The organism is Streptomyces sp. NPDC001135 (genome assembly GCF_053598395.1).
Window position 1 is genome coordinate 132,010 of sequence record NZ_JBSFKD010000018.1, and the last position, 23,681, is coordinate 155,690.

A 23,681-nucleotide genomic window follows, 5' to 3' on the forward strand; every position below is an offset into this window, starting at 1 on the left:
ACTCGTCCAGGATCACGTCCCGCAGGAGGCTCGCCATGCCCACCCCGGACACGCAGCGCACAGCCGTGATAACCGGCGGGGACAGCGGCATCGGCAGAGCCACCGCCGTACGCCTCGCCGAGGCCGGCCTGGACGTCGGCATCACCTGGCACACCGACGAGAAGGGCGCCGAAGGAACGGCGGAGGAAGTGCGCCGCACCGGCCGCCGCGCGGCCGTGGCCCAGCTGGACCTCACCCGCCTGCCCGAGGCCGCCGACACGATCGACGAGCTCTGCGGCGAGCTCGGCCGCATCGACGTCCTCGTCAACAACGCCGGTACGGGCACCATGACCCCCTACCTGGACCTGACCCTGGCGGACGTACGCCGCGTCCTGGACGTCGACCTCGTCGGCCCGTTCCTGTGCGGCCAGCACGCGGCCCGGCGGATGATCCGGCAGGGCGACGGCGGCCGGATCGTCAACGTCACCTCCGTCCACGAGCACCAGCCCCGTGTCGGCGCGGCCCCCTACTGCGCGGCCAAGGGCGGGCTCGGCCTGCTCACCCAGGTGATGGCGCTGGAGCTCGCCGAGTACGGCATCACCGTGAACGCGGTCGCACCGGGTGAGATCGCCACGCCGATGACCGGCCAGGAGGACATCGACGTACACACCGTGCGCCGGCCCGGCGTGCCGCTCGGGCGGCCCGGTGACGCCCGCGAGGTCGCCGCGGTGATCGCCTTCCTGGCGAGCCCGGACGCCTCGTACGTCACCGGCGCCTCCTGGAGCGTCGACGGCGGCATGCTCCGTATGGGCCCGCAGGCCGGTTCCCACCTGACCGGCGACGACTGGCGGCGTCCCTGAGCCGATGCGACTGCGGACCAGTTCCTGCCACGACCCCGGCTACCAGCGCGTCCGCTGCGGCAGGGGCTTCCGCTACGTCGACATCGGCGGGGAGCCGCTGACCGACCGCGAGCAGCTCGCCCGCATCCGTGCCCTGACCATCCCGCCCGCCTGGCGCGACGTGTGGATCTGCCCCTGGCCCAACGGCCACCTCCAGGCCGTCGGCACGGACGACGCCGGGCGGCGCCAGTACCTGTACCACGAACAGTTCCGGGCCGAGCAGGAGCAGGCCAAGCACGAGCACGTACGGCAGGTCGCGCGTGCCCTGCCGGAGCTGCGCGCCAAGGCGGCCCGCGACCTGGCGGGGCGCGGGCTGAGCCGGGTCCGGGTCACCGCCTGCGCGGTCCGCCTGCTCGATCTCGGCTTCTTCCGGATCGGCAGCGACCGGCACACCCGTACCAGCGCGACCTACGGCCTGACGACGATGCTGCGCGAGCACGTCACCTGCGGCCGCGACGCGATCACGTTCAGCTATCCGGCCAAGGGCGGCACCGAGCTGGTCCGTGCCCTCGTCGACGAGCGGGTCCAGGCGGTCGCCCGCGCCCTGCTGCGGCGCCCGCGCGGCGGCGACCGCTTCCTCGTCTTCTTCGAGCGGCGCGGCTGGCACGAGCTGCACGGCGACGACCTCAACGAGGCGCTGCGCCGGCTGTCCGGCACCGATGTCACCGCGAAGGACTTCCGCACCTGGCACGCCACCGTACTGGCCGCCGTGGCGGTCGCCGTGACCGCGGAGAACGCCCGGGCGAGCGACACCGCCCGGCGACGGCAGGTCACCCGTGCGGTCCGCGAGGTCAGCCACTACCTGGGCAACACCCCCGCGGTGTGCCGGTCCTCCTACATCGATCCCGCGGTCTTCGAGCTGTTCGACCGTGGGGTCACGGTCGCCCCCGCGCTCACCCGGCTGGGGGAACACGGGGACTTCGGGCGTCCGGCCACCCAGGGCGCGGTCGAGGCGGCGGTTCTCGATCTCCTGGACGGCTCCCGCGGATGAGCCGTCGGCCCGCATTGCGTTCTACGCTGAATTGCATGACCGAACAAGGTGTTCCCCACATCGCCCATCCGCGGGTGCTGGTACACGGGGTGTGCCCGGGCAGGCCGGGCGAACCGCCCTTCAGGATCATGGAGATCGACGGTCACGTGGTCGGTGAGGCCAGGACCGTCACCGATGTGCTGGAGACCGCCGCCTCCTACGGCATCCCCATCCACGACCTGGACGACCCGGACTCGATCCGCTGGGTGGGCGGCGGCAAGTACACCTGGACGCTGCACTGAGGCGACGGCTCAGCCGACCGTCCACTTCTGGTTGGCACCGCCCGTGCACGTCCAGATCTGCAGACGTGTGCCGTTGGCCGAGTTGTTCCCGGTCACGTCGAGGCACTTGTCCGCCTGCGGATTGACGATGTCGTGCGCCCCGGTGACGGTCCACTTCTGGTTGGGGCCGCCGGTGCAGTCCCACAGCTGGGCGGGCGTGCCGTCCGCGGTGCCGTTGCCGGTGGCGTCCAGGCACTTGCCGAGCGCCCGGATCGTGCCGTCCGGGCCAACCGTCCACTGCTGGGCGGCCGTGCCGTTGCAGTCGTAGAGCTGCACCGGTGTGCCGTTCGCGGAGTTCGCCCCGGCCACGTCCGCGCACTTGCCGGCCAGGCCGCGTATCGGCGCCCCGGCCGCGCTGTCGCTCGTCGTCACCGACACCGAGTCCACCACCAGCTGCTGCGGGAACTGCGTGCCGCCGTCCGGGTCGCCCGGCCAGTAGCCGCCGACGGCCAGGTTCAGGATCAGGAAGAACGGCTTGTCGTCGAACACCCACGCCTTTCCGCCGAGGTCGGCGGGCGTGCGCCGCTCGTAGACGTTCCCGTCCACGGACCAGGTGATCGAGCCGGGCGCCCAGTCGATCGCGAAGGTGTGGAAGGCGTCCGCGAAGGCCTGTCCGCCCGGCAGCGTGTAGCCGGCGCCGATGCCGCCGGAGCCGGAGTATCCGGGGCCGTGGATGGTGCCGTGCACGGTCGACGGCTCGAAACCGACGTTCTCCATCACGTCGATCTCGCCCGAGTCGGGCCAGTTCACGGGCGTGCCGAGCATCCAGAACGCCGGCCACATGCCCTGGCCGCGCGGGATCTTCATCCGCGCCTCGACATGCCCGTACCGGGCGTTGAACTTCCCGGCCGTGTTCAGCCGGGCGGAGGTGTACTGGCAGCTGCCGTACCAGCACTGGTAGCCGGCCGGGTTCTCCTTGCGGGCCGTGATCACCAGGTGGCCCTGCCCGTCCAGGGCCGCGTTGCGCGTGCCCGGGGTGTAGTACTCCCGCTCGTGGTTGTTGACGTTGTCGCCGGTCTCCAGTGTCCACTTCGAGGAGTCGACCGCGGAGCCCGCGGGCCCGTCGAAGGTGTCGGAGAAGGCGGTGACGGTCGCCGCCGCCGGCGCGGCGGTCCGTGCGTGCGCGGGGCCGACGGCCGCGGAACCGACCAGGGCGGCGGACAGAGCGGCGAGGAGGCATCTGCGGAGCAGGCGTGGGGAGACCATGACTCTCCGTTCGGCGTGGGGGGCTGAGGGGACCTACGGGAATGCCTCTTGATTTAAGGGGTGAGATAAGACGGCGTCAATACTCTGGTACAGACCTGTTGCTGACACTCGGTCAGTCCGCCGAGGGGCGTACGCGCCGGTGCACCGCCCGCCCGAGCCGCCGTCCCAGGAGCAGCCAGCCGAACAGCGCCCCGGCCGTGTTGAGCAGCACGTCGTCGATGTCGAAGGCCCGCCCGGTGACCAGCGCGCCCTGCGCCAGTTCCACCATCAGCATCACGAGCGCCGTGAGCGCCAGTACCCGAAGCACCCCTCGGGCCCGCGGCGCGAGGACCGGCACCAGCACCCCGAACGGGACGCCGAGGAGGACGTTCCCGCCGATCTGCCGCACCGCGTCCGCCGTCCGCGCCTGTTCCACGTAGGCCCGCAGGGAGCGGCCCGGGTGCAGGTTGCTGTGCGTCAGATGCACCGAGGCGGGCGACGGCTCCAGGGTGATCCGGGCCAGGGCGGCGGCGAACGCCACCATGCAGGCGAAGGCGACCGCCATCGCCAGCAGCCGCAGGGGCAGGGCAAGCGCGTGCCGCTCGGCCGGCGGGCGGACCCTGCCGCCGGGCGGGCGCAGTACGGAGGGCAGGCGGGAGGCGAAGCGGCCCGTACGGTCCTTCGGCCGCCGCGGGCGGGGCTGCTCGGCCTGCCGCCGCTTCCCCGGCAGGCGCAGTAGGGCGGGCAGGTGCGGGACGGTGCGGGCCATGTGGTCCTCCGGTCTCCAACTTCCCGGTTCCGTGAGGCGGTTACCCGTCAACCCGCCCGGGATGCCCCCACCCGGACGGCTCCGGGCGCACGGCGGCGTTTCCGTTCACGCTCCCGGGGCACTCCGGCCGCGGACCCGCGCGCCGCCGCCCCGCCGCGGGCCCGGCGGTGCTTGGATGCCCCGAGCGACAAATGGGGTATATCGCCGCATATGCGGACATGGAAGACCGAGGAGGTGCCCGATGGCCCGGCGTACGTCCCCGCGCACGGCGCTCCTCGCCGTCGGTGAACTCCTGGCCTGGTGGGGGGCGCTGGCGCTGCTGTGGCTGGTGTTCATCACGACGGTCGACACCCTGGAACGGATCGTCGGCGGGAGCGCCGCGGCCGTCGGGGCGCTGCTGGCCCGGACCGGCCGGCGGGCGGTGACCTGGCGGTGAACGGCTGGATCCTCGCGGCGACCGTCGAACTGGGCGGGGGAGGGGCGGCCGCCCTGTGGGGCGTCACCACCGGCCCCACGGCCCGCCGGGTCGTCGCCCAGAACATGACCACCTCGGTCCTGTGCCCGGCCCTGCTGCTGTTCTCCCAGGGCTACGGCCGCCCGTCCTACGTCGACCTCGCCTTGCTGCTGGCCCTGCTCGGCCCGGTCGGCACCCTCGTCTTCGCCCGGCTCCTCTCCGACGACCTGGAAGGCGGGCGGCCGAGCGCCTGGGGGCTGACCTGGACCGCCGCCGGAGCGGGCGCGGTGGTCGTGATCGCCGTGTGCGCCGCCACCGGCCCGGGCCGGGCGATGGTGAAGCTCCTGGTCATCGGCGCCCTGCTGATCTCCGGCAACATGATCGCCTCGCGCGCGCTGTCGGGCGGGTTCCGGGGGGTGCGCGGTGGCTGAGGGGCCGTCGGTGGGTCGGGGCGGAGGTGACGTATGGACGACGCCGTGATCGTCGTCGCCCTGCTGCTGACGGCCGCGTCCGCCACCGCGGCCGTGGCCCAGCGCGACCCCGCGCGCCAGGCGCTGGTGCTGTCCGTGCTCGGGTCCGTCCTGGCCGTGCTGTTCACCGTGCTCCAGGCCCCGGACGTCGGCCTGTCCCAGCTGGCCGTCGGCTCCGCGCTCACCCCGCTGCTGATCATGCTGTGCGTGCGCAAGGTCAGACGCCGTGGCCGTGACAAGGAGGACGCGCGGTGAACCGGCTGCGGCTCGTCCTGCTGGCCGTCGGCGGCGCCGGCCTCGCCGCACTGCTCGTCGCCGCCTGCCTCGACCTGCCCGGCTTCGGCGGCCGGAGCCACCCCTACGGCACCCGGGCCGTGCACGCCTCCCTCACCCGGCACACCGCCAACACCATCGCCTCGGTCAACTTCGACCAGCGTGCCTACGACACCCTCGGCGAGATGAGCATCCTGTTCGCCGCCGTCCTCGGCTGCGTGGTGCTGCTGCGCCAGGCCCGCGACGAGCACCGGGCCCGGCCGCAACCGGCCGAGGTGGCCCGGCCGGTTCGCCGCTATGCGCTGATCGTGCTCCCCGTCGCCCTCGTCACCGGGCTCTATGTCGTCGCCCACGGCCAGCTCAGCCCCGGCGGCGGCTTCCAGGGCGGGGTCGTCGCCGCGACCGCCCTGCACCTGCTCTACCTCGGAGCCGACTACCGCGCGCTGGAACGCGTCCGGCCGCTCGCCGTCTACGAGACCTCCGACGCGCTCGCCGTCTCCTCGTACCTCGTACTGGGCGTCGCCGGGATCCTGGCCGGCACCGCGTTCCTCGCCAACACCCTGCTGCCGTACGGCACCTTCAACACCCTGTCGTCCGGCGGCACCGTCCCCCTGCTGAACGCGGCCATCGGCATGGAGGTGGCGAGCGCCGTCGTCGTCCTGCTCGCGAACTTCCTCGACCAGGCCGTCGAGATCGAGGAGGAGCACGGGAGTTGAGTACACCGTGACGCACGTCCTTCCCTACCTGGTCGCCGCCTACGTCTTCCTGACCGGCTGCTACGGCCTCGCCACCAGCCGCAACCTCATCCACGCCGTCGGCTGTCTCGCGGTGTGCCAGTCCTCCACCTACGTCCTGCTGCTGGCCGTCGGCTACCGTGACGGCGCCACCGCACCCGTCTTCTCCGACCTCCAGCCCGGCTCCCGGCCGCTGGTCGACCCGGTCGTACAGGCGCTCACCCTCACCGACATCGTCGTCGGTGCCACCGTCACCGCGCTGCTGCTCGCGCTCGTCCTGCAGATCGACAAGCGGCACGGCACGGTCGACCCCGACGAACTGCGGGAGTTGCGCGGCTGATGCACCACCTGCTCCCGCTGCTCGTCGCGATCCCGCTGCTCGGTGCCGCCCTGCTGGTGGCCACCGGCCGCCGTCTGCCGAGGATCGCCGCCGAGATCACCGGCTTCGTGGTCTCCGGCGGCACGGCCGCCCTCGCACTGCTCCTGCTGCTGAACTCCGCACCGCCGATGGTCGAGTGGGTCGGCGGCTGGCTGCCCGTCGGCGGCGAGAGCGTCGGCATCGTCGTGGTCGGCGACGGCCCCGCGCTCGGCATGGCCGCGCTGGTCTCCCTGCTGACGCTGGCGGCCCTCGCCTACTCCTGGCGCTACTTCGACGAGCCCCCGCGCGGCCACCGCGGCGCCTTCACCGCGCTGATGCTCGTCTTCCAGGGCGCCATGTGCGGGTTCGCCATCGCCGGCGACCTGTTCAACGCGTTCGTGTTCTTCGAGCTGATGAGCGTCACCGCGTACGCCCTCACCGGATACCGCATCGACGACGCGAAGGCCGTACAGGGCGCGCTGACCTTCGGTGTCGTCAACTCCCTCGGCGCGTACACCATGCTCATGGGCATCGCCCTGCTGTACGCGCGCACCGGCGAACTGGCCATGACGAAGATCGGCCGCGGCCTCGACACGGCGGCCGGGCACGGCGGACCGGACGCGCTGGTCCTCGCCTCCTTCGTGCTGGTCCTCACCGGACTGCTGGTGAAGGCGGCAGCGGTGCCCTTCCACTTCTGGCTCCCGGACGCGCACGCCGTCGCCCCCACCCCGGTCTGCATGCTGCTGTCCGGCGTCATGGTCGAACTCGGCGTCTACGGCGTCTGGCGCGTGTACGGCACCGTCTTCGCCGGACCCGGCGGCATCCCCGCCGCCGACCTGACCCGGGCCCTGGTGACCCTCGGCACCCTCACGGCCGCGACCGGTGCCGTCATGTGCTGGTACCAGCGGCACATCAAACGGCTCCTGGCCTACTCCACCGTCGCCCACACCGGACTGTTCCTCGTCGGCCTCGGCGTCCTCACCCCGGAGGGCGACGACGGGGTCGCCCTGTACATCCTCGGGCACGCCGGGGTGAAGGCCGCGCTGTTCGCCTGCGCCGGGGTGCTGCTCGACCGGTACGGCAGCGTCGACGAGCACGCCCTGCACGGCCGGGCCCGCGAACTGCGCGCCACCGCCGTGCTGTTCACCGTGGGCGCCCTCGGCCTCGCCGGCCTGCCCCCATTCGGCATCGCGCTCGGCAAGGCGATCACCGAGGAGGCGGTCGGCGGCCCGCTCACCGTGGTGTACGTGGCCGCCTCCGCGATCACCGGCGGTGCCGTGCTGCGGGTCACCGCCCGGGTGTTCCTCGGCCTCGGGCCGCGCCCGCAGGACGCCGACTCCGACCTCGAGACCAGCGGATCCGGTGAGGAACCCGAGACGAGCGGCCTGCTGAGCCGGATCCCGGACACCATGACGACGGTCCCCGCCCTGCTCCTCGCCGCCGCCCTCGCCGTCGGTGCGGGCCCCGGCTTCGGCGACCTGGTCGCCCGTTCCGTCAACGAGGCCGGTTCGGGCGGTGCCCACGCCTCCGTCCGCTGGACGCTCCCCGGCGTCCTGCTCGGCGTCACCTCCACCGCGCTGGCCGTGGCCCTCGCCGCGCTGGCCGTGACCCGCCCGCGGTGGACCGCCGCCCCCGACTGGGCCCGGCCCCTCAGGCGCCTGCAGTCCGGCCACGTCGGCGACTACGTGGCCTGGCTGCTGCTCGGCGCCACGGTACTGGGGGCGCTGGCCCTGCCGGGGGTGCTGGGCGGCTGATCAGCGCGCCGGGGTGGGCCGCGCGTACGGCAGCCGGAGCGTGGCGGACGTACGGTCGCCGTTGACCGGCACGTCCCTCTCGCCGACCCGGCCGAGGTCGACGTACGCGTCCACGATGCCCGCGCCGACGTACGGGGTGCGGGTGCCGCGGATCGCGTCGGGCAGGAACTTCGCGTCCTTGTCCAGGTCGACGACCACCTGGAAGGTGCCCGAGGCGGCGTCGTAACGGCTTTTCTGCCAGACGGATGTGTTGACGCGATCGCAGCCCTGACGCACGCGCCGGGGCAGGGGGGCGCCAGTAGCATGACGGCCCAGCCCGTGACGATTCTGCGAGGAGCGGATCGTGCGAGACATCGCCGTCTTCAGCGGCAGTGCCCACCCCGGCCTGGCCCAAGAGGTCTGCGCCCACCTCGGGGTGCCGCTCAGTCCGACCAGGGTCAGCCGGTTCGCCAACGACTGTCTGGGGGTGCAGCTTCAGGCCAACTGCCGTGAACGGGACGTGTTTCTGATCCAGCCGCTGGTCCGCCCCGTGCAGGAGCACCTGGTGGAGCTGCTGCTGATGTGCGACGCCGCCCGGGGCGCCTCCGCGGCCCGGATCTCCGTCGTCATGCCGCACTACTCCTACGCCCGCTCCGACAAGAAGGACGCCCCGCGGATCTCCATCGGCGGCCGGCTGGTCGCCGACCTGCTGGTGGCGGCGGGCGCGAGCCGGGTGCTCGCCATGACCCTGCACTCCCCGCAGGTGCACGGCTTCTTCTCGGTGCCGGTCGACCACCTGAACGCCCTGCGTGAACTCGCCGAGCACTTCCGCCGGTACGACCTCACGCGCACCACGGTGGTCTCGCCGGACCTCGGCAACGCCAAGGAGGCCGCCGCCTTCGCCCGGCTCGTCGGGGCCCAGGTGGCGGCGGGTGCCAAACAGCGCTTCGCGGACGACCGGGTGAGCATCAGCTCCGTCATCGGCGATGTCGCCGGACGGGACGTCATCGTGCTGGACGACGAGATCGCCAAGGGCAGCACCGTGCTGGAACTCCTCGGCAGACTGCGTGAGTCGGGCGTCCGGTCGGTCCGGGTGGCCTGCACGCACGGGCTGTTCGCGGCCGGTGCGCTGAAGCGGCTGAGCGAGCAGCCGGACGTGCTGGAGATCGTCTGCACCAACACCGTGCCGGTCCCCGTGGACGGGGAGCGCACGGACAAGCTGCGCGTGCTGTCCATCGCCCCGGCCCTCGCCGAGGCGGTACGGCGCATCCACAACGGTGAATCCGTCAGCGCCCTGTTCGAGCAGTCGTAGCGCTCACAGTGAGCCGGACGCGGCCCCGGACCGGGCCAGGGCCGCGTCCAGCGTGGGGTGCGGGGGCAACAGCCTGGACAGCCCGGTGACCCGGAAGACGCGCAGGGTCAGCGGGTGCGTGCACACCAGGTGCAGCTGCCCGCCGCCGCCCAGGACCCGGGCGCGGGCCCGGTACAGCAGCCGCAGCCCCGAGCAGTCGAAGAACTCCACCGGCCGCAGGTCGATGACGACCCGGGCACCGGGCCGGGCGGTGGCCCGGTCCAGGAGCGGGCCGATCTCCGTGGCCGAGAGCAGATCGATCTCGCCCCGGAGTTCCAGGACCGTGTGCGCCCGGTGTTCGTACACGCGGAGGTGACGGGTGAACGCCGCAGGCTCGTCTCGCACGCCGGCATCACCTCCCACCCGTGTCCGGACGTCGGTCTCCCGATCGTCAAGTTACCCGTGATGGAAGGAATTTGAGCATGTTCGATTGACATATGTCTTCGAGTTTGGCGCTTGTCGCCCGGTAACCGCCGTAAGACGACTGTCAGTCGACCCGTCAGTCGACCAGAAGGACCAGCTTCCCTGTGGTCCGTCCGGTGTCGCCCACTTCGTGCGCCTTCGCCGCGTCGGACAGTGGGAACGTCCCGGCGATCGTCGCCTTGAGCTTCCCCGACTCCGCCAGCTCCGCGATCTTCTCCATCCCGGCCCGGTCGGCGTCCACCAGCATGCGCACGGCCCGCACCCCGAGCCGCTCGGCCTCGTCGTAGAACTCCTCGGAGCCCATCGGCAGGATCGACACGACGACACCACCCGGCCGCAGCACCTTCAGCGAGTCGACGGAGGTGTCCCCGCCCAGGGTGTCCAGGACCACGTCCACGTCCCGCACGGCCTCCGTGACGTCGGTGGTCCGGTAGTCGACCGGCTCGTCCACGCCGATCTCCCGCAGGAAGTCGTGCTTGCCCGCGCTGGCCGTGCCGATCACATACGCGCCGCGCGCCTTGGCGATCTGCACGGCGACGTGCCCGACGCCGCCGGCCGCCGCGTGGATCAGGACCCGCTGCCCGGGCCGCAGGTCCGCGTGCTCGGTCAGTGCCTGCCAGGCGGTCAGGGACACCAGCGGCAGCGCGCCCGCCTGGGTGTGGTCGATCGTGGCCGGCTTGTGCGTCAGGGCGCGGACCGGGGCGATCACGTACTCGGCGTGCGAGCCGTGGCCGTAGGGGTAGGGCAGCATGCCGAAGACCTCGTCGCCGGGCCGGAAGGCGGCCGCGCCGATCCCGGTCGCGACGACCTCGCCGGAGACGTCCCAGCCGAGGACGAACGGCGGTTCGCCCAGGAACCCGCCGGTGGCCCGGTGCTTCCAGTCGGTGGGATTGACCCCGGCGGCCCGCACCCGGACCAGCACCTGGTTCGGGCCCGGCTCCGGCCGCTCGACCCGTACTTCCTTCAGGGCCTCGGGACCGCCGAGGACGTCCTGGCTGATGGCTCGCATCGTGTTCACATCGCTCATGGTCACCCAGCCTGCCGGGCGCCGCCCGCTCGGGAAATGGCATGATTGCCAAGCTTCGATAGGATCGTGCCATGCATGACATGGAGCTGCGCACCCGGCGGCCGGAGCGGGTGGTCGTCCTGGCCCTGGACGGCGTCTACCCCTTCGAGCTGGGCATCCCCAGCCGCATCCTCGGCGCCGCCGACGGCCACTACGAGGTACTCACCTGCTCGGTCGACGGCGCCCCCGTGCGCACCAACGCCGACTTCACCATCGGTGTCGCGCACGGCCCGGAGATCCTCGGGACGGCGGACACGGTGGTGGTCACCTCCATGCCGCCCGCGTACATCCCCGCACGGCTGCCGGACGAGGTCGCCGCGGCCCTCGCCCGTATCCGCCCGGACGCGCGGATCGTGTCGATCTGCACGGCAGCCTTCGTGCTGGCCGAGGCCGGCCTGCTCGACGGCCGCCGCGCGACCACGCACTGGCAGGTCGCCGACCTGTTCCGCCGCCGCTTCCCCGCGGTGGACCTGGACCCGGACGTCCTCTTCGTCGACGACGGCCGCATCCTCACCTCGGCCGGAGCCGCTTCCGGTGTCGACATCTGCCTGCACCTCGTGCGCACCGACCACGGCAGTGAGCTCGCCAACTCCGTGGCCCGCCGCTGTGTCGTCCCGCCGTTCCGGGACGGCGGCCAGGCCCAGTACATCGAGCAGCCGGTCCCGGTCAGCGGCGCCGCGAGCACGGCCGCGACCCGGGCCTGGGCCCTGGAACGCCTGGACGAGCCGCTCACCCTGTCCGACCTCGCCGGACACGCCCGGATGAGCCTGCGCACCTTCGCCCGCCGCTTCGGCGACGAGGTCGGCCTCAGCCCCGGCCGCTGGCTGATCCAGCAGCGCGTCGCCCGCGCCCGGCACCTGCTGGAGGCCAGCGACCTGCCGGTGGACCGGATCGCCGCCGAGGTCGGCTTCGCCACCGGCGCCTCGCTGAGGCAGCACCTGCACGCGGCGATCGGCGTGTCCCCGCAGGCGTACCGCCGCACCTTCCAGCAGGCCCGATGAGCCGTTGCGGCGGGGCCGGGCCCGCCCCCGGGCTCACTCGGCCGCGTACACCCGCTCCCCGCCCACATAGGTGAGCGCCACGGCCGTCCCCTCGATCGCCTCCGGCGGTCCGGCGAACGGGTCGCGGTCCAGCACCACCAGATCGGCGAGCGCTCCGACGGCCACCCGGCCGGTGTCGTCCAGATGGTTCACGTACGCCGATCCGGCCGTGTACGCGGTCAGCGCGTCCGCGAGGCCGAGCCGTTCCTCAGGCAGGAACACCGGTCCGGTACCGCCCGGCTCGACCCGGTTGACCGCGACGTGGACGCCCTGGAGTGGATCGGGGCTGCTCACCGGCCAGTCGCTGCCCGCCGCCAGCCGCGCCCCCGACCGCAGCAAAGCGCCGAACGGATACTGCCGGGCGGCCCGTTCGGGACCGAGGAAGGGGATCGTCAGCTCGTCCATCTGCGGTTCGTGCGTGGCCCACAGCGGCTGGATGTTCGCGGTGGCGCCGAGCCGGGCGAAACGCGGCACGTCGTCCGGGTGCACGACCTGCAGGTGCGCGAGGTGCGGCCGGGTGTCGCTCGGCCCGTTCGCGGCACGGGCCGCCTCGATGGCGTCCAGTGCGTCGCGTACGGCCCGGTCGCCCAGCGCGTGGAAGTGGCACTGGAAGCCGATGGCATCCAACTCCGTGACGTACTTGGGCAGTTGAGCCGGGTCGAGGAAGCTCTTGCCGCGGTTGGCGGTCACGCAGCCGCACCCGTCGAGATAGGGGTCCAGCAGCGCCGCCGTGCCGTTCTCGGCGACCCCGTCCAGCATCAGCTTCACGGCGCCGGCCCGGAACCGGCCGTGAGTCAACTCGGCTCGTTTGTCCTGGAGTTCCGCAATCTGCTCGGCCCCGCGGTCCCGGTCCCACCACAGGGCGCCCACCACCCGGGCGGTGAGCGAGCCGTCCCGTGCCGCTGTCAGATACGCCTCGGCCGGGTCGTCCATGCCGAGGAAGTCACCGACCAGCGCGTCCTGCCAGGCGGTGATGCCGAGCGCGTGCAGATGCCGCTGGGCGTGCAGCAGCGCGGCCAGCCGGTCGGCCGGTGTGGCGGGCGGGGTGAGCCGGGCGACCAGCTGCATCGCGCCCTCCTGCAGCGTGCCGGCCGGCTCCCCGGAGGCGTCCCGCTCGATCCGTCCGTCGGCCGGGTCGGGCGTGTCCCGGTCGATGCCGGCGAGCTCCAGGGCGCGGCTGTTGACCCAGGCGCCGTGGTGGTCCCGGTTGGGCAGATACACCGGCCGGTCCGGTACGGCCGCGTCCAGCAGCTCCTTCGTCGGCGTACCGCCCGCGAACGCCTCCATCGACCAGCCGCCGCCGAGGATCCACTCCCGCTCGGGGTGCGCCTCGGCGTACGCGCGTACGGCGGCCACGGTCTCCTCGGCGGTCGTGGCGCCGCTCAGGTCGCACTGGGCCAGCTCCAGCCCGGCCGGCACCGGATGGACGTGCGCGTCCTGGAAGCCGGGCAGCAGCAGCCGTCCGGAGAGGTCCACCACCTCCGTGCCCGGCCCGGCCAGGTCGCGCAGCTCGTCGCCGCCGACCGCGGTGATGCGGCCCCCGGTGACGGCGACGGCGGTCGCGGTACGGCCGTGCGGGGTGAGGACGGGGCCGCCGGTGAACAGCAGATCAGCGTGCATGATGCCTTTCCTGTCGGTCAGTGGGAGGAGGTGGTGAGCAGCTCGGGCGAGTCGGTGTCGGTGCCCGCACCCGTACGGAAGTAGGCCGACCCGCGCACCCACTTGGCATACGCCGCCGCCACGAACCCGGACGCGACCATCGCGACCGGCATGAGCAGCAGGAACCATCCGTTGTCGGCGCGCACTGCGAAGTGGTCGGCGGAGGTGTAGAAGGACCACCCGAGATAGCCGCCGAGGCCGAGCAGGGCCAGCGCGCTGAGCGTGGGCAGCAGCACCGCTCGCACACCCTGCCGCCAGTCGGTGCGCAGCAGGGCGCGGAAGCGTGCGGCGGCCGCCAGCGCGGTCAGCGCGTAGGACAGGGCGACGACGACACCGACGGCGTTCACGACGGCGTCGATCATGTCGGCGAGGCGCGGGATCACCAGCGCGCCCGCCGCCACCGTGACGGACAGCGCCCCGATCAGCAGCGTCCCGGCCGCCGGAGTCCCGTACCGGGCACTGACCTTGGACCACACCGGACCGAGGGTACGGTCCCGGCTCATCGCGAACATGCCGCGTGCCGTCGGGATGACCCCGGCCTGGAGCGAGGCCACCGCCGAGAACATCAGCGCCACGAGGGGCAGCGCGGCCAGCGGCCGGTCGGCCAGCCGGTCTCCGTAGTACGCGAGCCCCTGCGCCCCGTGACCGGCCAACTCCTGTGGGGACAGCACCCGTTGGAAGGCGACCGAGCCGAGCAGGAACAGCCCGAGCATGGTCACCAGGGTGATGGTTCCGGCCCGGGAGGCGTCCCCCGGGTCGCGCACCTCCTCGTTGACGGTGAACGCCGCCTCGAACCCCCAGTAGCAGAACACCGACAGCAGCAGGCCCTGCGCCAGCGCGGTCGCCGAGGGGATCGCGAGCGGGTCGAACCAGGAGAGGCGGAAGGAGTGCGGTCCGGTGACGATGCCGTAGCCGCAGAACCCGAGCAGGACGAGGTACTCGAAGACCAGCAGCCCTGTCTGCAGCCGGGCCGCCGTGCGGACACCGGTCACGGCGGTCAGGGTGACGGCGACCAGGACGACGACGCCCACCGCCGTCGTCTGCGCCGTCGAGTCCGCGTCGAGACCGAGGGGGCCGATCCGGTGCAGGCCCGCCTCGCCGGCCAGCTGGAGCAGCGCCGAACCCGTGACCGCCGTGGTGTAGGCGAGGAACGCCACGCTCGCCACGACGTTCACCCAGCCGACCAGGAATCCCAGCCAGGGGCTGAGGGAACGGCCCACCCACGCATAGCCGTTGCCCGCGTTCGGCTCCACCCGGTTCAGCCGCGAGTACGCCCCGGCGATACCGAGGACCGGCAGGAAGGCCAGCAGCATGATGGCCGGCAGATGCGGGCCGACCACGCCCGCGGTCACCCCCAGCCCGATGCCGATGCTGGTCGTGGCGGCCGTACTGGAGGCGGCGACGGCGACGCCGTCCACCACGCTCAGGGACCTGCGCAGCTCGGGCCGCGCGGGGGGATCCACTCCGAAGGGTCTTTCGCTCATGGCCGGCTCTCCGCTCGCACGCGGGGCACCGGACGGCCCCGGTGACCGGACATGAAACTGCCGGAGCACTCCCCAGGTCAACGGTGTTGTCGTAAGGTGCCGGGCACGTCCCCTGGGAGGCCCCATGACCGACCGTGTCGTCCCGTCCGCCGCGCGGCAGCGTCGCCGCCCCACCAAACAGGGCGTCGTGCTGTCCGAGGAACTGATCGTCGCCACCGCCCTGCGGCTCATCGAGGAGCACGGCGCCGACGCCCTCTCGGTGCGCCGCCTCGGCCGGGCCCTCGGTGCCGACCCCAGCTCCCTGTACCGGTACTTCCGGCACACCGACGACCTGATGCTGGCCGTCGCCGACGAACTGATCGGCCGTACCCTGCGCACCTGGCGGCCCACCGGTGACTGGCCGGCCGACCTGCGCGACCTGGGCCTGCGCATGCACGCGGACGCCCTCGCCCATCCCCGGGCGGCGATGCTCAGCGCCCACCGCGTCACCGGGCGCACCCATGAGATCCAGGCCGTGGAGAGCATCCTCGGCGTGCTGCGCCGGGCCGGGTTCCCGGGCCCGGAGGCGGTGCGGATCTACCACGCGTTCGTCGACCAGGCCCTCGCCTTCGGCGCCCTGGACTCCGCGGGCACCGCCCTGCCGCAGGCCGCGCGCGAGGCGGAGGCGGAGGTGTGGCGGAGTACCTACGGCCGGCTGCCCGCCGACACGCACCCGCACATCGCGGCCACCGCCCCCCATCTGGTCGCCAGCATGCGCTCCAGCTCCTACCCGGCAGCCCTCGAACTGCTGCTGACGGCCGCTCGGACACGCCTTGATCACCTTCGTGCGGGGACGGGGGAGTGACGGCCACACTGGACGGGATCCGTATCGTGAGGAGGCAGTACGACATGACCCCGCCACCCGCCCGCACCCCCGCGGAGCGCAAGAAGGACACCCTGCACCGGCTGGAGCACGACGTCGACGTCTGGGTCGCCACCGCCGGTTCCGACGGCGGAGCTCCCTATCTCGTGCCGCTGTCCTTCGTGTGGGACGGCGCCACCCTGCTCATCGCCACCCCGGCCGAGAGCCCCACCGGACGCAACCTCGTGGCCAGTGGCCGGGCCCGTCTCGGCCTCGGCCCGACGCGGGACGTCGTCATGATCGAGGGTACGGCCCAGGCGGTCATTCCGGAGGAGCTGCCCGAGGAGGACGCCGAGGTGTTCGCCGGCAAGACCGGCTTCGACCCCCGTCAGCTGTCCACCCGCTACCTGTACTTCAGGATCCTTCCGCAGCGCGTCCAGGCCTGGCGCGAGGAGAACGAGCTGCGTGGCAGGGAGCTGATGCGGGACGGACGGTGGCTGCTCGCCGACTGAACGCGGTGAGCGGGGATATCCGCAGGAGGAGGACATCCCCGGGAGGAAGCATGGCAGTGGTGAAAGCGGGCGTCGTGGTGCTGGACTGCGCCGAGCCCGAGAAACTGGCCCAGTTCTACAAGGAGTTGCTGGCGGGTGAGTGCACGGACGCGTCGGCCGACCTGGTGGAGGTCCGGGGGGCCGACGGCATCCGGCTGGCCTTCCGTCGCGATGTGAACGCCACCCCGCCCAGCTGGCCGCGCCCGGAGAACTCCCTCCAGGTCCATCTGGACTTCCTGGTCGAGGATCTGGACGCGGCCGAGCGCCGGGTCGTGGGCCTCGGCGGCCGCCCGCTGGACACCAAGGACGCGCCGGGCCCGTACGAGGAACGCGGCTACGCCGACCCCGCCGGCCACTCCTTCACCTTGCGCCTGGCGCCCAGGGCAGCTCCGAAACAGGGCTGAGGACAAGAGTGCCGGAAGGGGCGCGGGGCCCGGCCCGCTCCAGCACGGCCGGCCGGGCAGGCCCCGCACCCCTACGGCGCTGTGCCGGACAGCACCTCAGTCCCGGCCCCCTGCGTCGACCACCGGCCACTGCCCGGTCGACCGGGCGATGGCCTTCGCACCCGTGCGGTCCACCGCGCTGCGGACCACGGCGAAGATCGCGCCCTCGACCGCCGCGGCCAGCAGGATCTCGCCCCAGCCGCGGTCCAGGTCGAGGGCGTCGGGCGCGTCGTCCTCGTGCCGGATCGCCTTCCAGGCCTGCCGGAAGGCGATTCCGGCCAGCGCGCCACTCGCCCAGCTCAGTACGAATCCGATCGGCTGGTAGACGAACGGGAGCTTTTTCTTCTTCTTGGCCATGTGTGACTCCTTCCTTGTCGGACGGTCCTCAAGCGGGCCGCCCCTCGGGGGCCACCCGTTCGCCGGGGCGCACCGGTCCCGGCGCCGTGCCGGCGCCGAACGGCCGGCCGCCCAGCTCCTCGCGGTGGTGCGGAATCAGCCACCCGTCGAGATCGGGGCCGACGGGCACGATCCCGGTCGGGTTGATCCCGGTGTGCACCTGGTAGTAGTGCCGCTTGATGTGGTCGAAGTCGACGGTGTCACCGAACCCGGGTGTCTGGAAGAGGTCCCGGGCGTACGCCCACAGCACCGGGTTCTCCGCCAGCTTCCAGCGGTTGCACTTGAAGTGGCCGTGGTAGACGGCGTCGAACCGGACCAGCGTGGTGAACAGCCGGATGTCGGCTTCCGTGAGGGTGTCGCCGACCAGATACCGCTGTCCGGCCAGCCGTTCGGCGAGCAGTTCCAGCCGTCGGAACACACCCGTGCACGCCTCCTCGTACTCCTTCTGGTGCGTGGCGAACCCGGCCCGGTACACACCGTTGTTCACGTCCTCGTACACCTCGGCCATCACCCGGTCGATCTCCTCGCGCCGGGCCCGTGGGTACAGGTCGGGCGCGCCGGGGCGGTGCAGGGCCGTCCACTCGGTGGCCAGGTCCAGGGTGAGCCGCTGGTAGTCGTTGGTGACCAGCCGTCCGCTGGGCACGTCCACGACCGCGGGCACGCTGACCCCGCCCGGGTGACCGGGTTCGCGACGGTCGTAGGCCTCGCTCAGGTACCGGATGCCGAGCACCGGGTCCCGGCCGCCGGGGTCCAGGGTGAACCGCCAGCTGCGGTCGTCCTGGATCGGATCCGCGACGGCCATCGGCAGTGCGTCCTCCAGGCCCAGCAGCCGCCGGGAGATCACCGCGCGGCCCGCCCACGGACAGGCGCGGGAGACCACCAGCCGGTAACGGCCCCCCTCCACCGGCCAGCCGTCCCGTCCGTCGGCGGTGATCCGGTCCGTGAAATGGCTCCTGGACCGGCTGAACGTCTTGTGCCCGTAGGCACGGTTGCCGTCGCCGCCCATGTCTCCTCCTCGTCGCCCGGTACTCCCCGGTTTCGCGTTCCCCGTTTTCCGCCGCCCGCACGGTGTGATCCGCCCGCTGGGGGGCAGTCGTCGTCAGGTGAGCGGGACATCCCCGGAACGGAAGCAGGCGGCACGGACGGCCGAGGCCGGCGCCACGTCCACGACACCGGCCACCGCGCACCGCGGCGGGCGGAGCTGTGGCGTGCCCGGCGCCGGCCCCACGTCCGACCGGCACACGAGGGTCACCGTCCTCGTGGCGCTCGCCGCCAATCTGGTGATCGCCGTCGCCAAGGCCGTCGGCGGTGTCCTCGCGGGCTCGCCCGCGCTGCTGTCGGAGGCCGCGCACTCCGTCGCCGACAGCCTCAACGAGGTGTTCCTGCTGGCCGCGCTGCGCCGCAGCCGCCGCCCCGCGGACAGGCGGCACCCCTTCGGCTATGGCAAGGAACGCTTCTTCTGGTCCCTCCTCGCCGCCGTCGGCATCTTCGTCATGGGCGGCTGTTTCTCCTTCTTCCAGGGCGCCGAGGCGCTGAGCGAGGGCGTCCAGGAGACGTTCGACGGCTATGTGGCGGGCCTGGTCGTGCTGGGCGTGGCCCTCGTCGCCGAGGGCGCATCGCTGCTGCGTGCCCTGCACCAGGTGCGCCGGCAGGGCGGCGGCCTCGGCTCGCTGAGCGACCCGGCGCTGCGCACGGTGGTCGCCGAGGACGGCACCGCGGTGCTCGGCGTGACGCTCGCCCTCGCCGGGATGGCCCTGCACATGGTGACCGGGCAGGTCGCCTGGGAGGCCTCGGCCTCGCTGGCGATCGGCGTGCTGCTGGTGTACGTCGCCTACCGGCTGGGCCGCGATGCCCGTGACCAGCTCATCGGCGAGGCCGCCGACCCCGAGTTGAGCGGCCGTATCCGCTCGCTGCTGCAGGCGCAGCCGGAGATCGACAGCGTGGAGGCGCTGTTCACGATGAAGATGGGCCTGCACTCCACCCTGGTGGCCGCCCGCATCGACCTGGTGCCGGGCCTGGACAGCGAGCGGGTGGAGGAGGTCGCCGTACGCATCAAGCGGTCCCTGGCGAGGACCTTCCCCGAGGCCGACCAGATCTTCCTGGACGTGACCGACCGGCCGGCGGGCGAGGCAGCGCAGAGCCCCGCCGCGACGGGGGAACGCGGCGGGGCCTGAGGCACGGGTGCCCGCCCCGAGGCGGGTTCACACCTGACCGGCGCGGATATTTCTGAAACCGGCCGGTGCGCGGCGCGAATTCCGCCCCGTCAGCCCCCTTCGGTCAGCTCTCCTCGACGGGCTCCAGCACGAAGACCGGGATCTCCCGCGAGGTCTTCTCCTGGTAGTCGGCGTACGGTGGATACGCGGCGACGGCCCGCTCCCACCACCGCGCCTTCTCCTCACCGGTGACCTCACGAGCCCTCATGTCCCGCTTCACCGGCCCGTCCTGGAGCTCGACATGCGGATCGGAGGTGATGTTGAAGTACCACACCGGATGCTTGGGCGCGCCGCCCTGCGAGGCGACCACCGCGTACGTGCCGTCGTGCTCCACCCGCATCAGCGGCGTCTTGCGGATCTTCCCGCTCCTCGCGCCCCGCGAGGTCAGCACGACGACCGGCAGCCCGGTGTCCAGCAGCGTCGTGCCCTTCGTCCCGCCGGAGCTCTCGTACAGCTCGACCTGTTCGCGCACCCACTGCGTCGGGCTGGGCTCGTACTCGCCCTCAAGAGGCATGGGATCCGTCCCCTTCGTCGGTCCAACAGCTGTCTGCCACCGGCATTCAACACCGGCGGCCCCACGAATCATCCGCACCGCGGGCCAGTTGGGCCGAGGGGGTGACGACCTGGCGTCACGCGGACGGGGACGGTCCCGCCGTCGCGCGTGCCCTCGCCCCGCCCGACGAGCGCCGTCGGCCGCCCCGACCGGCTTCCCGACCGGCGTCCCCGACCGGGCGGACGTGTCCGCACTTCGACCGGATCCCGCCCCCGCGGCCACTCGTCTTCGGCCAGATCACGCACATCACCGAAGTGGCCGAACTTGCCGTCGACCCATAGGTGCCTGAGGCATCTAATGAAGATCGGCACCACGCACTTCTTCGTCTGCGAGGTCTTTCCATGACGGAACTGACGGACATCACCGGCCCGGCGACCCCGGCCGACCCCGTCGCCTTCCCGCAGGACCGCACCTGTCCGTACCACCCACCCACCGGATACGCGCCGCTGCGCGACGGGCGCGCCCTGTCCCGTGTCACCCTCTTCGACGGCCGCGAGGTGTGGGCGGTCACCGCACACGCCACCGCCCGCGCCCTGCTCGCCGACCCCCGCCTGTCCAGCGACCGCCGCCGCCCCGATTTCCCCGTGCCCACCGAGCGTTTCGCGGGCGTCCGCGACCGCCGGGTGGCCCTGCTCGGGGTGGACGATCCCGAACACCAGCGGCAGCGGCGGGTGATGATCCCGTCGTTCACCGTCAGGCGCGCGACCGAGCTGCGGCCGTGGATCCAGCGGACCGTGGACGGGCTGCTGGACGCGATGATCGCCGAGGGGCCGCCCGCCGAACTGGTCTCCGCGTTCGCGCTGCCCGTGCCCTCGATGGTGATCTGCCGCCTGCTCGGAGTGCCGTACGCCGACCACGAGTACTTCGAGGAACAGTCCCGCCGGCTGCTGCGCGGTCCCACGGCCGCCGACACCCGGGACGCCCGCGACCGCCTGGAGAGCTACCTCGGAGAACTGGTCGACGACAAGGCGAAGCAGTCCGAACCCGGCGACGGCATCCTCGACGAGCTCGTCCACCACCAGCTGCGCGAGGGCACCCTCGACCGCGGGGAAATCGTCCTGCTGGCCATCATCCTGCTGGTCGCGGGCCACGAGACGACCGCCAACATGATCTCTCTCGGCACCTACACCCTGCTTCAGCACCCCGCCCGGCTGGCCGAGCTGCGCGCCGACCCGGCGCTGCTGCCCGCCGCCGTCGAGGAGCTGATGCGGATGCTGTCCATCGCGGACGGCATGCTGCGGGTGGCACGGGAGGACATCGAGATCGCCGGTACCACCATCAGGGCCGGGGAGGGCGTGCTCTTCTCGACCTCGGTGATCAACCGTGACCCGGCCCAGTACGAGGACCCCGACAGCCTGGACTTCCACCGCCCCGCCCGCCACCACGTGGCCTTCGGCTTCGGGATCCACCAGTGCCTGGGCCAGAACCTCGCGCGCGCGGAGCTGGAGATCGCCTTGGGTACCCTGCTGGCCCGGCTGCCGGGGCTGCGGCTGGCCGTCCCGGCCGAGAACGTCCGCTTCAAACCCGGCGACACGATCCAGGGGATGCTGGAACTCCCCGTGACCTGGTAAGAGGCTCTCCTCATGCGCATCGACATCGACACGGACGTCTGTATCGGGGCCGGCCAGTGCGCGCTGGCCGCACCGGGCGTCTTCACCCAGGACGACGACGGCTACAGCACCCTGCTGCCCGGACGCGAGGACGGCGCGGGCGACCCGATGGTCCGGGAGGCGGCCCGCGCCTGCCCGGTGGGCGCCATCACGGTGTCGGAGACGGCCGGCTGAGTCCGCCCCGGCCGCCGGCCGCCATCAGTGCCCGTGCCGCGTCGCGGGCCTCGGCCGCCGGCCGGGTGCTCCCGGTGATGCCCGCCGTCACCATGGCTCCCTCGGCCAGCAGGAACAGCGGCCCGGTCAGCGCGGCGGGCAGCCCGGCGTCGTCCACGAGCGAGGCGAGGTAGCCGCGGAACGCCTCCTTGTGGGCGCGCACCTGCTCGGCCACCAGGGCCGAGGTGGCGCCCAGTTCGCCGTGGGCGTTGATCCAGGCGCATCCCCGGAACCCGTCCTCGCCGAACCACTCTTCCAGCCAGTCGAACACGGCCGGGATCCGCTCCCGCGGGTCCCGCCGCCCTGCCACGTGCGCGGCGAGCCGCCCGCGCCAGCGCTCGTCCCGTCGCGCCAGCCAGGCCGCCACGAGCTGCTCCTTGGCGGGGAAGAGCTGGTAGAGCCGCTTGAGCGAGACACCCGAGGCGCCGCGCAGTTCGTCCATGCCCACGGACTGGACACCGCGGGCGTAGAACAGGTCTTCGGCGGCGTCGAGCGCCCGGTCCCGGGCGACCGCGCTGTCCATCGGCGACACCACGACTCCTCACCGCGTTCCTTGACGGACCGCTGCGTTCCTTGACGAGAGAACGATCGTTCTCCTACGGTAGCAGCCATCTGGAGAACGCTCGTTCTCCGATACTGTACGAGCCCAGGAGGAGACCATGGCCGACCGCCCGCCCCTGCCGCCGTTCACCCGCGAGACCGCAGCGCAGAAGGTCCAGGCCGCCGAGGACGCCTGGAACACCCGGGATCCGCACAAGGTGGCCCTCGCCTACTCCGAGGACTCCGTCTGGCGCAACCGCGACACCTTCGTCACCGGCCGCGAGGCGATCGTCGCGTTCCTGACAGCCAAGTGGCGGCGGGAGCTGGACTACGCGCTGCGCAAGGACCTGTGGGCCTTCGACGGCAACCGCATCGCCGTCCGTTTCCAGTACGAGTCCCACGACGCTGACGGCCAGTGGTGGCGCTCGTACGGCAACGAACTGTGGGAGTTCGACGAGCACGGCCTGATGACCCGGCGGGAGGCGAGCATCAACGACGTACCCATCGAGGAGAAGGAGCGCCGCATCCACGGACCCCGCCCCGAGGCCGAGCGAGGGGTGTCCTTCCCGCTTCAGTAGGGTTCCCGGATGACCGAACAGGCCGAGAAGCCCTTCCTCTACGTCGTCGTGTGCGCGGCCGGGATCGCCGCGGGCGTCAGCAAGCTGATCACCGCCGCCCAGGAACGGGACTGGGAGGTCGGGGTGATCGCCACCCCCGTCGCGATGGCCGGCTTCTTCGACAGCGGCGCCGCGGAGGCGCAGACGGGCCGTCCCGTCAGGTCGGCCTGGCGTACGCCGGCCGACCCCCGCCCCTTCCCGCCGCCGGACGCCGTCGTGGTGGCACCCGCCACCTTCAACACCGTCAACAAGTGGGCGGCCGGCATCGCCGACACCCTGGCGCTCGGCACCCTGTGCGAGGCCGTGGGCCTGGGCGTACCGATCGCCGTCCTGCCCTGTGTCGCCGACGCGCTGGCCGCGCATCCCGCCTACCAGGACAGCCTGCGACGACTGCGCGGGATGGGGGTCCGCTTCGGCGACGCCTACGACGGCGACGTCCGGCCGGACGGCCGTCGGCCGGACTTCGCGTGGGAACGGGCCCTGGACCTGCTCCCGCCGCGCTAGGCCCTGCGACGC

The 23,681-nt window shown here is 72.6% G+C and carries 29 protein-coding genes and 1 pseudogene; 19 read left to right on the forward strand and 11 right to left on the reverse strand.

Features of this window, described 5'->3' with window-relative positions; all coding sequences use genetic code 11:
- Nucleotides 1-35 precede the first annotated feature (35 nt).
- From ACWC94_RS22565 to ACWC94_RS22575, 3 genes are read left to right on the forward strand one after another with little or no spacing between them, the layout of a single operon-like run.
- Nucleotides 36-839, forward strand: a complete 804-nt coding sequence (locus ACWC94_RS22565) for an SDR family oxidoreductase (protein WP_450798687.1) — start codon at nucleotides 36-38, stop codon at nucleotides 837-839.
- 4 nt (nucleotides 840-843) lie between these two features.
- The gene (locus ACWC94_RS22570; protein WP_450798688.1) at nucleotides 844-1,869 is read left to right on the forward strand and encodes a DNA topoisomerase IB; all 1,026 of its coding nucleotides are present in this window, start codon (nucleotides 844-846) and stop codon (nucleotides 1,867-1,869) included.
- A 35-nt stretch (nucleotides 1,870-1,904) separates the two neighbouring features.
- Complete coding sequence (locus ACWC94_RS22575; protein ID WP_450798689.1) at nucleotides 1,905-2,150, forward strand: hypothetical protein; 246 nt, start codon at nucleotides 1,905-1,907, stop codon at nucleotides 2,148-2,150.
- Between the two features lie 9 nt (nucleotides 2,151-2,159).
- On the opposite strand, the gene ACWC94_RS22580 is transcribed toward ACWC94_RS22575, so the two are convergent.
- Nucleotides 2,160-3,395 (reverse strand): RICIN domain-containing protein, encoded by a 1,236-nt coding sequence (locus tag ACWC94_RS22580; RefSeq protein WP_450798690.1) that lies wholly within the window; start codon nucleotides 3,393-3,395, stop codon nucleotides 2,160-2,162.
- Between the two features lie 112 nt (nucleotides 3,396-3,507).
- Nucleotides 3,508-4,143, reverse strand: a complete 636-nt coding sequence (locus tag ACWC94_RS22585) for a VanZ family protein (protein ID WP_450798691.1) — start codon at nucleotides 4,141-4,143, stop codon at nucleotides 3,508-3,510.
- Between the two features lie 241 nt (nucleotides 4,144-4,384).
- On the opposite strand from ACWC94_RS22585, the gene ACWC94_RS22590 reads away from it, so the two are divergent.
- The 6 genes from ACWC94_RS22590 to ACWC94_RS22615 are packed head-to-tail and all read left to right on the forward strand — an operon-like array spanning nucleotide 4,385 to nucleotide 8,186.
- On the forward strand, nucleotides 4,385-4,579 hold the full coding sequence (locus tag ACWC94_RS22590) for a hypothetical protein (protein ID WP_450798692.1): 195 nt from the start codon (nucleotides 4,385-4,387) through the stop codon (nucleotides 4,577-4,579).
- Nucleotides 4,576-5,028 (forward strand): MrpF/PhaF family protein, encoded by a 453-nt coding sequence (locus ACWC94_RS22595; RefSeq protein WP_450798693.1) that lies wholly within the window; start codon nucleotides 4,576-4,578, stop codon nucleotides 5,026-5,028. The genes ACWC94_RS22590 and ACWC94_RS22595 overlap by 4 nt, the downstream gene beginning before the upstream one ends.
- Nucleotides 5,029-5,061: 33 nt before the next feature.
- Nucleotides 5,062-5,322 carry a Na(+)/H(+) antiporter subunit B gene (locus ACWC94_RS22600; RefSeq protein ID WP_450798694.1) on the forward strand — a complete coding sequence of 87 codons (261 nt, stop codon included), beginning with the start codon at nucleotides 5,062-5,064 and terminating at the stop codon, nucleotides 5,320-5,322.
- Nucleotides 5,319-6,056: an MnhB domain-containing protein gene (locus tag ACWC94_RS22605; RefSeq protein ID WP_450798695.1), complete on the forward strand. Its 738-nt coding sequence runs from the start codon at nucleotides 5,319-5,321 to the stop codon at nucleotides 6,054-6,056. The genes ACWC94_RS22600 and ACWC94_RS22605 overlap by 4 nt, the downstream gene beginning before the upstream one ends.
- Nucleotides 6,057-6,063: 7 nt before the next feature.
- Nucleotides 6,064-6,414: a sodium:proton antiporter gene (locus ACWC94_RS22610; RefSeq protein ID WP_450798696.1), complete on the forward strand. Its 351-nt coding sequence runs from the start codon at nucleotides 6,064-6,066 to the stop codon at nucleotides 6,412-6,414.
- Nucleotides 6,414-8,186 carry a complex I subunit 5 family protein gene (locus ACWC94_RS22615; protein ID WP_450798697.1) on the forward strand — a complete coding sequence of 591 codons (1,773 nt, stop codon included), beginning with the start codon at nucleotides 6,414-6,416 and terminating at the stop codon, nucleotides 8,184-8,186. Before ACWC94_RS22610 ends, ACWC94_RS22615 begins: the two co-directional genes overlap by 1 nt.
- A 21-nt stretch (nucleotides 8,187-8,207) precedes the next feature.
- Here ACWC94_RS22615 and ACWC94_RS22620 read toward each other — a convergent pair.
- Nucleotides 8,208-8,432: pseudogene (locus ACWC94_RS22620) on the reverse strand (DUF4230 domain-containing protein); the annotation flags it as partial.
- A 97-nt stretch (nucleotides 8,433-8,529) separates the two neighbouring features.
- Here ACWC94_RS22620 and ACWC94_RS22625 point away from each other — a divergent pair.
- The gene (locus ACWC94_RS22625) at nucleotides 8,530-9,477 is read left to right on the forward strand and encodes a ribose-phosphate diphosphokinase (RefSeq protein ID WP_450798698.1); all 948 of its coding nucleotides are present in this window, start codon (nucleotides 8,530-8,532) and stop codon (nucleotides 9,475-9,477) included.
- A gap of 3 nt (nucleotides 9,478-9,480) precedes the next feature.
- Here ACWC94_RS22625 and ACWC94_RS22630 read toward each other — a convergent pair whose 3' ends face one another.
- Together ACWC94_RS22630 and ACWC94_RS22635 are read right to left on the reverse strand one after the other, a co-directional pair.
- On the reverse strand, nucleotides 9,481-9,861 hold the full coding sequence (locus tag ACWC94_RS22630) for an anti-sigma factor antagonist (RefSeq protein WP_450798699.1): 381 nt from the start codon (nucleotides 9,859-9,861) through the stop codon (nucleotides 9,481-9,483).
- A gap of 154 nt (nucleotides 9,862-10,015) precedes the next feature.
- Nucleotides 10,016-10,966, reverse strand: coding sequence for an NADP-dependent oxidoreductase (locus tag ACWC94_RS22635; protein WP_450798700.1), 951 nt, complete (start codon nucleotides 10,964-10,966; stop codon nucleotides 10,016-10,018).
- 71 nt (nucleotides 10,967-11,037) lie between these two features.
- On the opposite strand from ACWC94_RS22635, the gene ACWC94_RS22640 reads away from it, so the two are divergent.
- On the forward strand, nucleotides 11,038-12,006 hold the full coding sequence (locus ACWC94_RS22640) for a GlxA family transcriptional regulator (protein ID WP_450798701.1): 969 nt from the start codon (nucleotides 11,038-11,040) through the stop codon (nucleotides 12,004-12,006).
- Between the two features lie 33 nt (nucleotides 12,007-12,039).
- Here the strand turns inward: ACWC94_RS22640 and ACWC94_RS22645 are convergent, their stop codons facing one another.
- Together ACWC94_RS22645 and ACWC94_RS22650 are read right to left on the reverse strand one after the other, a co-directional pair.
- Nucleotides 12,040-13,665: an amidohydrolase gene (locus ACWC94_RS22645; RefSeq protein ID WP_450798702.1), complete on the reverse strand. Its 1,626-nt coding sequence runs from the start codon at nucleotides 13,663-13,665 to the stop codon at nucleotides 12,040-12,042.
- Between the two features lie 17 nt (nucleotides 13,666-13,682).
- Complete coding sequence (locus ACWC94_RS22650) at nucleotides 13,683-15,188, reverse strand: APC family permease (protein WP_450798703.1); 1,506 nt, start codon at nucleotides 15,186-15,188, stop codon at nucleotides 13,683-13,685.
- A 124-nt stretch (nucleotides 15,189-15,312) separates the two neighbouring features.
- Between ACWC94_RS22650 and ACWC94_RS22655 the strand changes: the two genes are divergently transcribed.
- The 3 genes from ACWC94_RS22655 to ACWC94_RS22665 are packed head-to-tail and all read left to right on the forward strand — an operon-like array spanning nucleotide 15,313 to nucleotide 16,984.
- Nucleotides 15,313-16,032, forward strand: coding sequence for a TetR/AcrR family transcriptional regulator (locus ACWC94_RS22655; RefSeq protein ID WP_450798704.1), 720 nt, complete (start codon nucleotides 15,313-15,315; stop codon nucleotides 16,030-16,032).
- Between the two features lie 44 nt (nucleotides 16,033-16,076).
- On the forward strand, nucleotides 16,077-16,541 hold the full coding sequence (locus tag ACWC94_RS22660; RefSeq protein WP_450798705.1) for a pyridoxamine 5'-phosphate oxidase family protein: 465 nt from the start codon (nucleotides 16,077-16,079) through the stop codon (nucleotides 16,539-16,541).
- Nucleotides 16,542-16,591: 50 nt separating this feature from the next.
- Nucleotides 16,592-16,984: a VOC family protein gene (locus ACWC94_RS22665; protein ID WP_450798706.1), complete on the forward strand. Its 393-nt coding sequence runs from the start codon at nucleotides 16,592-16,594 to the stop codon at nucleotides 16,982-16,984.
- A gap of 96 nt (nucleotides 16,985-17,080) precedes the next feature.
- Here ACWC94_RS22665 and ACWC94_RS22670 read toward each other — a convergent pair whose 3' ends face one another.
- Nucleotides 17,081-17,380: a DUF4235 domain-containing protein gene (locus tag ACWC94_RS22670; protein ID WP_450798707.1), complete on the reverse strand. Its 300-nt coding sequence runs from the start codon at nucleotides 17,378-17,380 to the stop codon at nucleotides 17,081-17,083.
- A gap of 28 nt (nucleotides 17,381-17,408) precedes the next feature.
- Nucleotides 17,409-18,425 carry a glutathione S-transferase family protein gene (locus ACWC94_RS22675; RefSeq protein ID WP_450798708.1) on the reverse strand — a complete coding sequence of 339 codons (1,017 nt, stop codon included), beginning with the start codon at nucleotides 18,423-18,425 and terminating at the stop codon, nucleotides 17,409-17,411.
- Nucleotides 18,426-18,627: 202 nt separating this feature from the next.
- On the opposite strand from ACWC94_RS22675, the gene ACWC94_RS22680 reads away from it, so the two are divergent.
- Nucleotides 18,628-19,593, forward strand: a complete 966-nt coding sequence (locus ACWC94_RS22680) for a cation diffusion facilitator family transporter (RefSeq protein ID WP_450798709.1) — start codon at nucleotides 18,628-18,630, stop codon at nucleotides 19,591-19,593.
- A 103-nt stretch (nucleotides 19,594-19,696) separates the two neighbouring features.
- Here the strand turns inward: ACWC94_RS22680 and ACWC94_RS22685 are convergent, their stop codons facing one another.
- Entirely contained in the window at nucleotides 19,697-20,146 is a 450-nt protein-coding gene (locus ACWC94_RS22685) for a nitroreductase family deazaflavin-dependent oxidoreductase (RefSeq protein ID WP_450798710.1), read from the reverse strand.
- Nucleotides 20,147-20,526: 380 nt separating this feature from the next.
- On the opposite strand from ACWC94_RS22685, the gene ACWC94_RS22690 reads away from it, so the two are divergent.
- Together ACWC94_RS22690 and ACWC94_RS22695 are read left to right on the forward strand one after the other, a co-directional pair.
- A complete protein-coding gene (locus tag ACWC94_RS22690) occupies nucleotides 20,527-21,756 on the forward strand; it encodes a cytochrome P450 (protein WP_450798711.1) in 1,230 nt (409 codons plus the stop codon).
- A 12-nt stretch (nucleotides 21,757-21,768) separates the two neighbouring features.
- A complete protein-coding gene (locus tag ACWC94_RS22695) occupies nucleotides 21,769-21,969 on the forward strand; it encodes a ferredoxin (RefSeq protein ID WP_450798712.1) in 201 nt (66 codons plus the stop codon).
- Here the strand turns inward: ACWC94_RS22695 and ACWC94_RS22700 are convergent.
- Complete coding sequence (locus ACWC94_RS22700) at nucleotides 21,944-22,531, reverse strand: TetR/AcrR family transcriptional regulator (protein WP_450798728.1); 588 nt, start codon at nucleotides 22,529-22,531, stop codon at nucleotides 21,944-21,946. The genes ACWC94_RS22695 and ACWC94_RS22700 overlap by 26 nt on opposite strands.
- Nucleotides 22,532-22,667: 136 nt before the next feature.
- Between ACWC94_RS22700 and ACWC94_RS22705 the strand changes: the two genes are divergently transcribed.
- Together ACWC94_RS22705 and ACWC94_RS22710 are read left to right on the forward strand one after the other, a co-directional pair.
- Nucleotides 22,668-23,126, forward strand: coding sequence for a nuclear transport factor 2 family protein (locus tag ACWC94_RS22705; RefSeq protein ID WP_450798713.1), 459 nt, complete (start codon nucleotides 22,668-22,670; stop codon nucleotides 23,124-23,126).
- A gap of 9 nt (nucleotides 23,127-23,135) precedes the next feature.
- Entirely contained in the window at nucleotides 23,136-23,669 is a 534-nt protein-coding gene (locus ACWC94_RS22710; RefSeq protein ID WP_450798714.1) for a flavoprotein, read from the forward strand.
- Nucleotides 23,670-23,681: the final 12 nt, after the last annotated feature.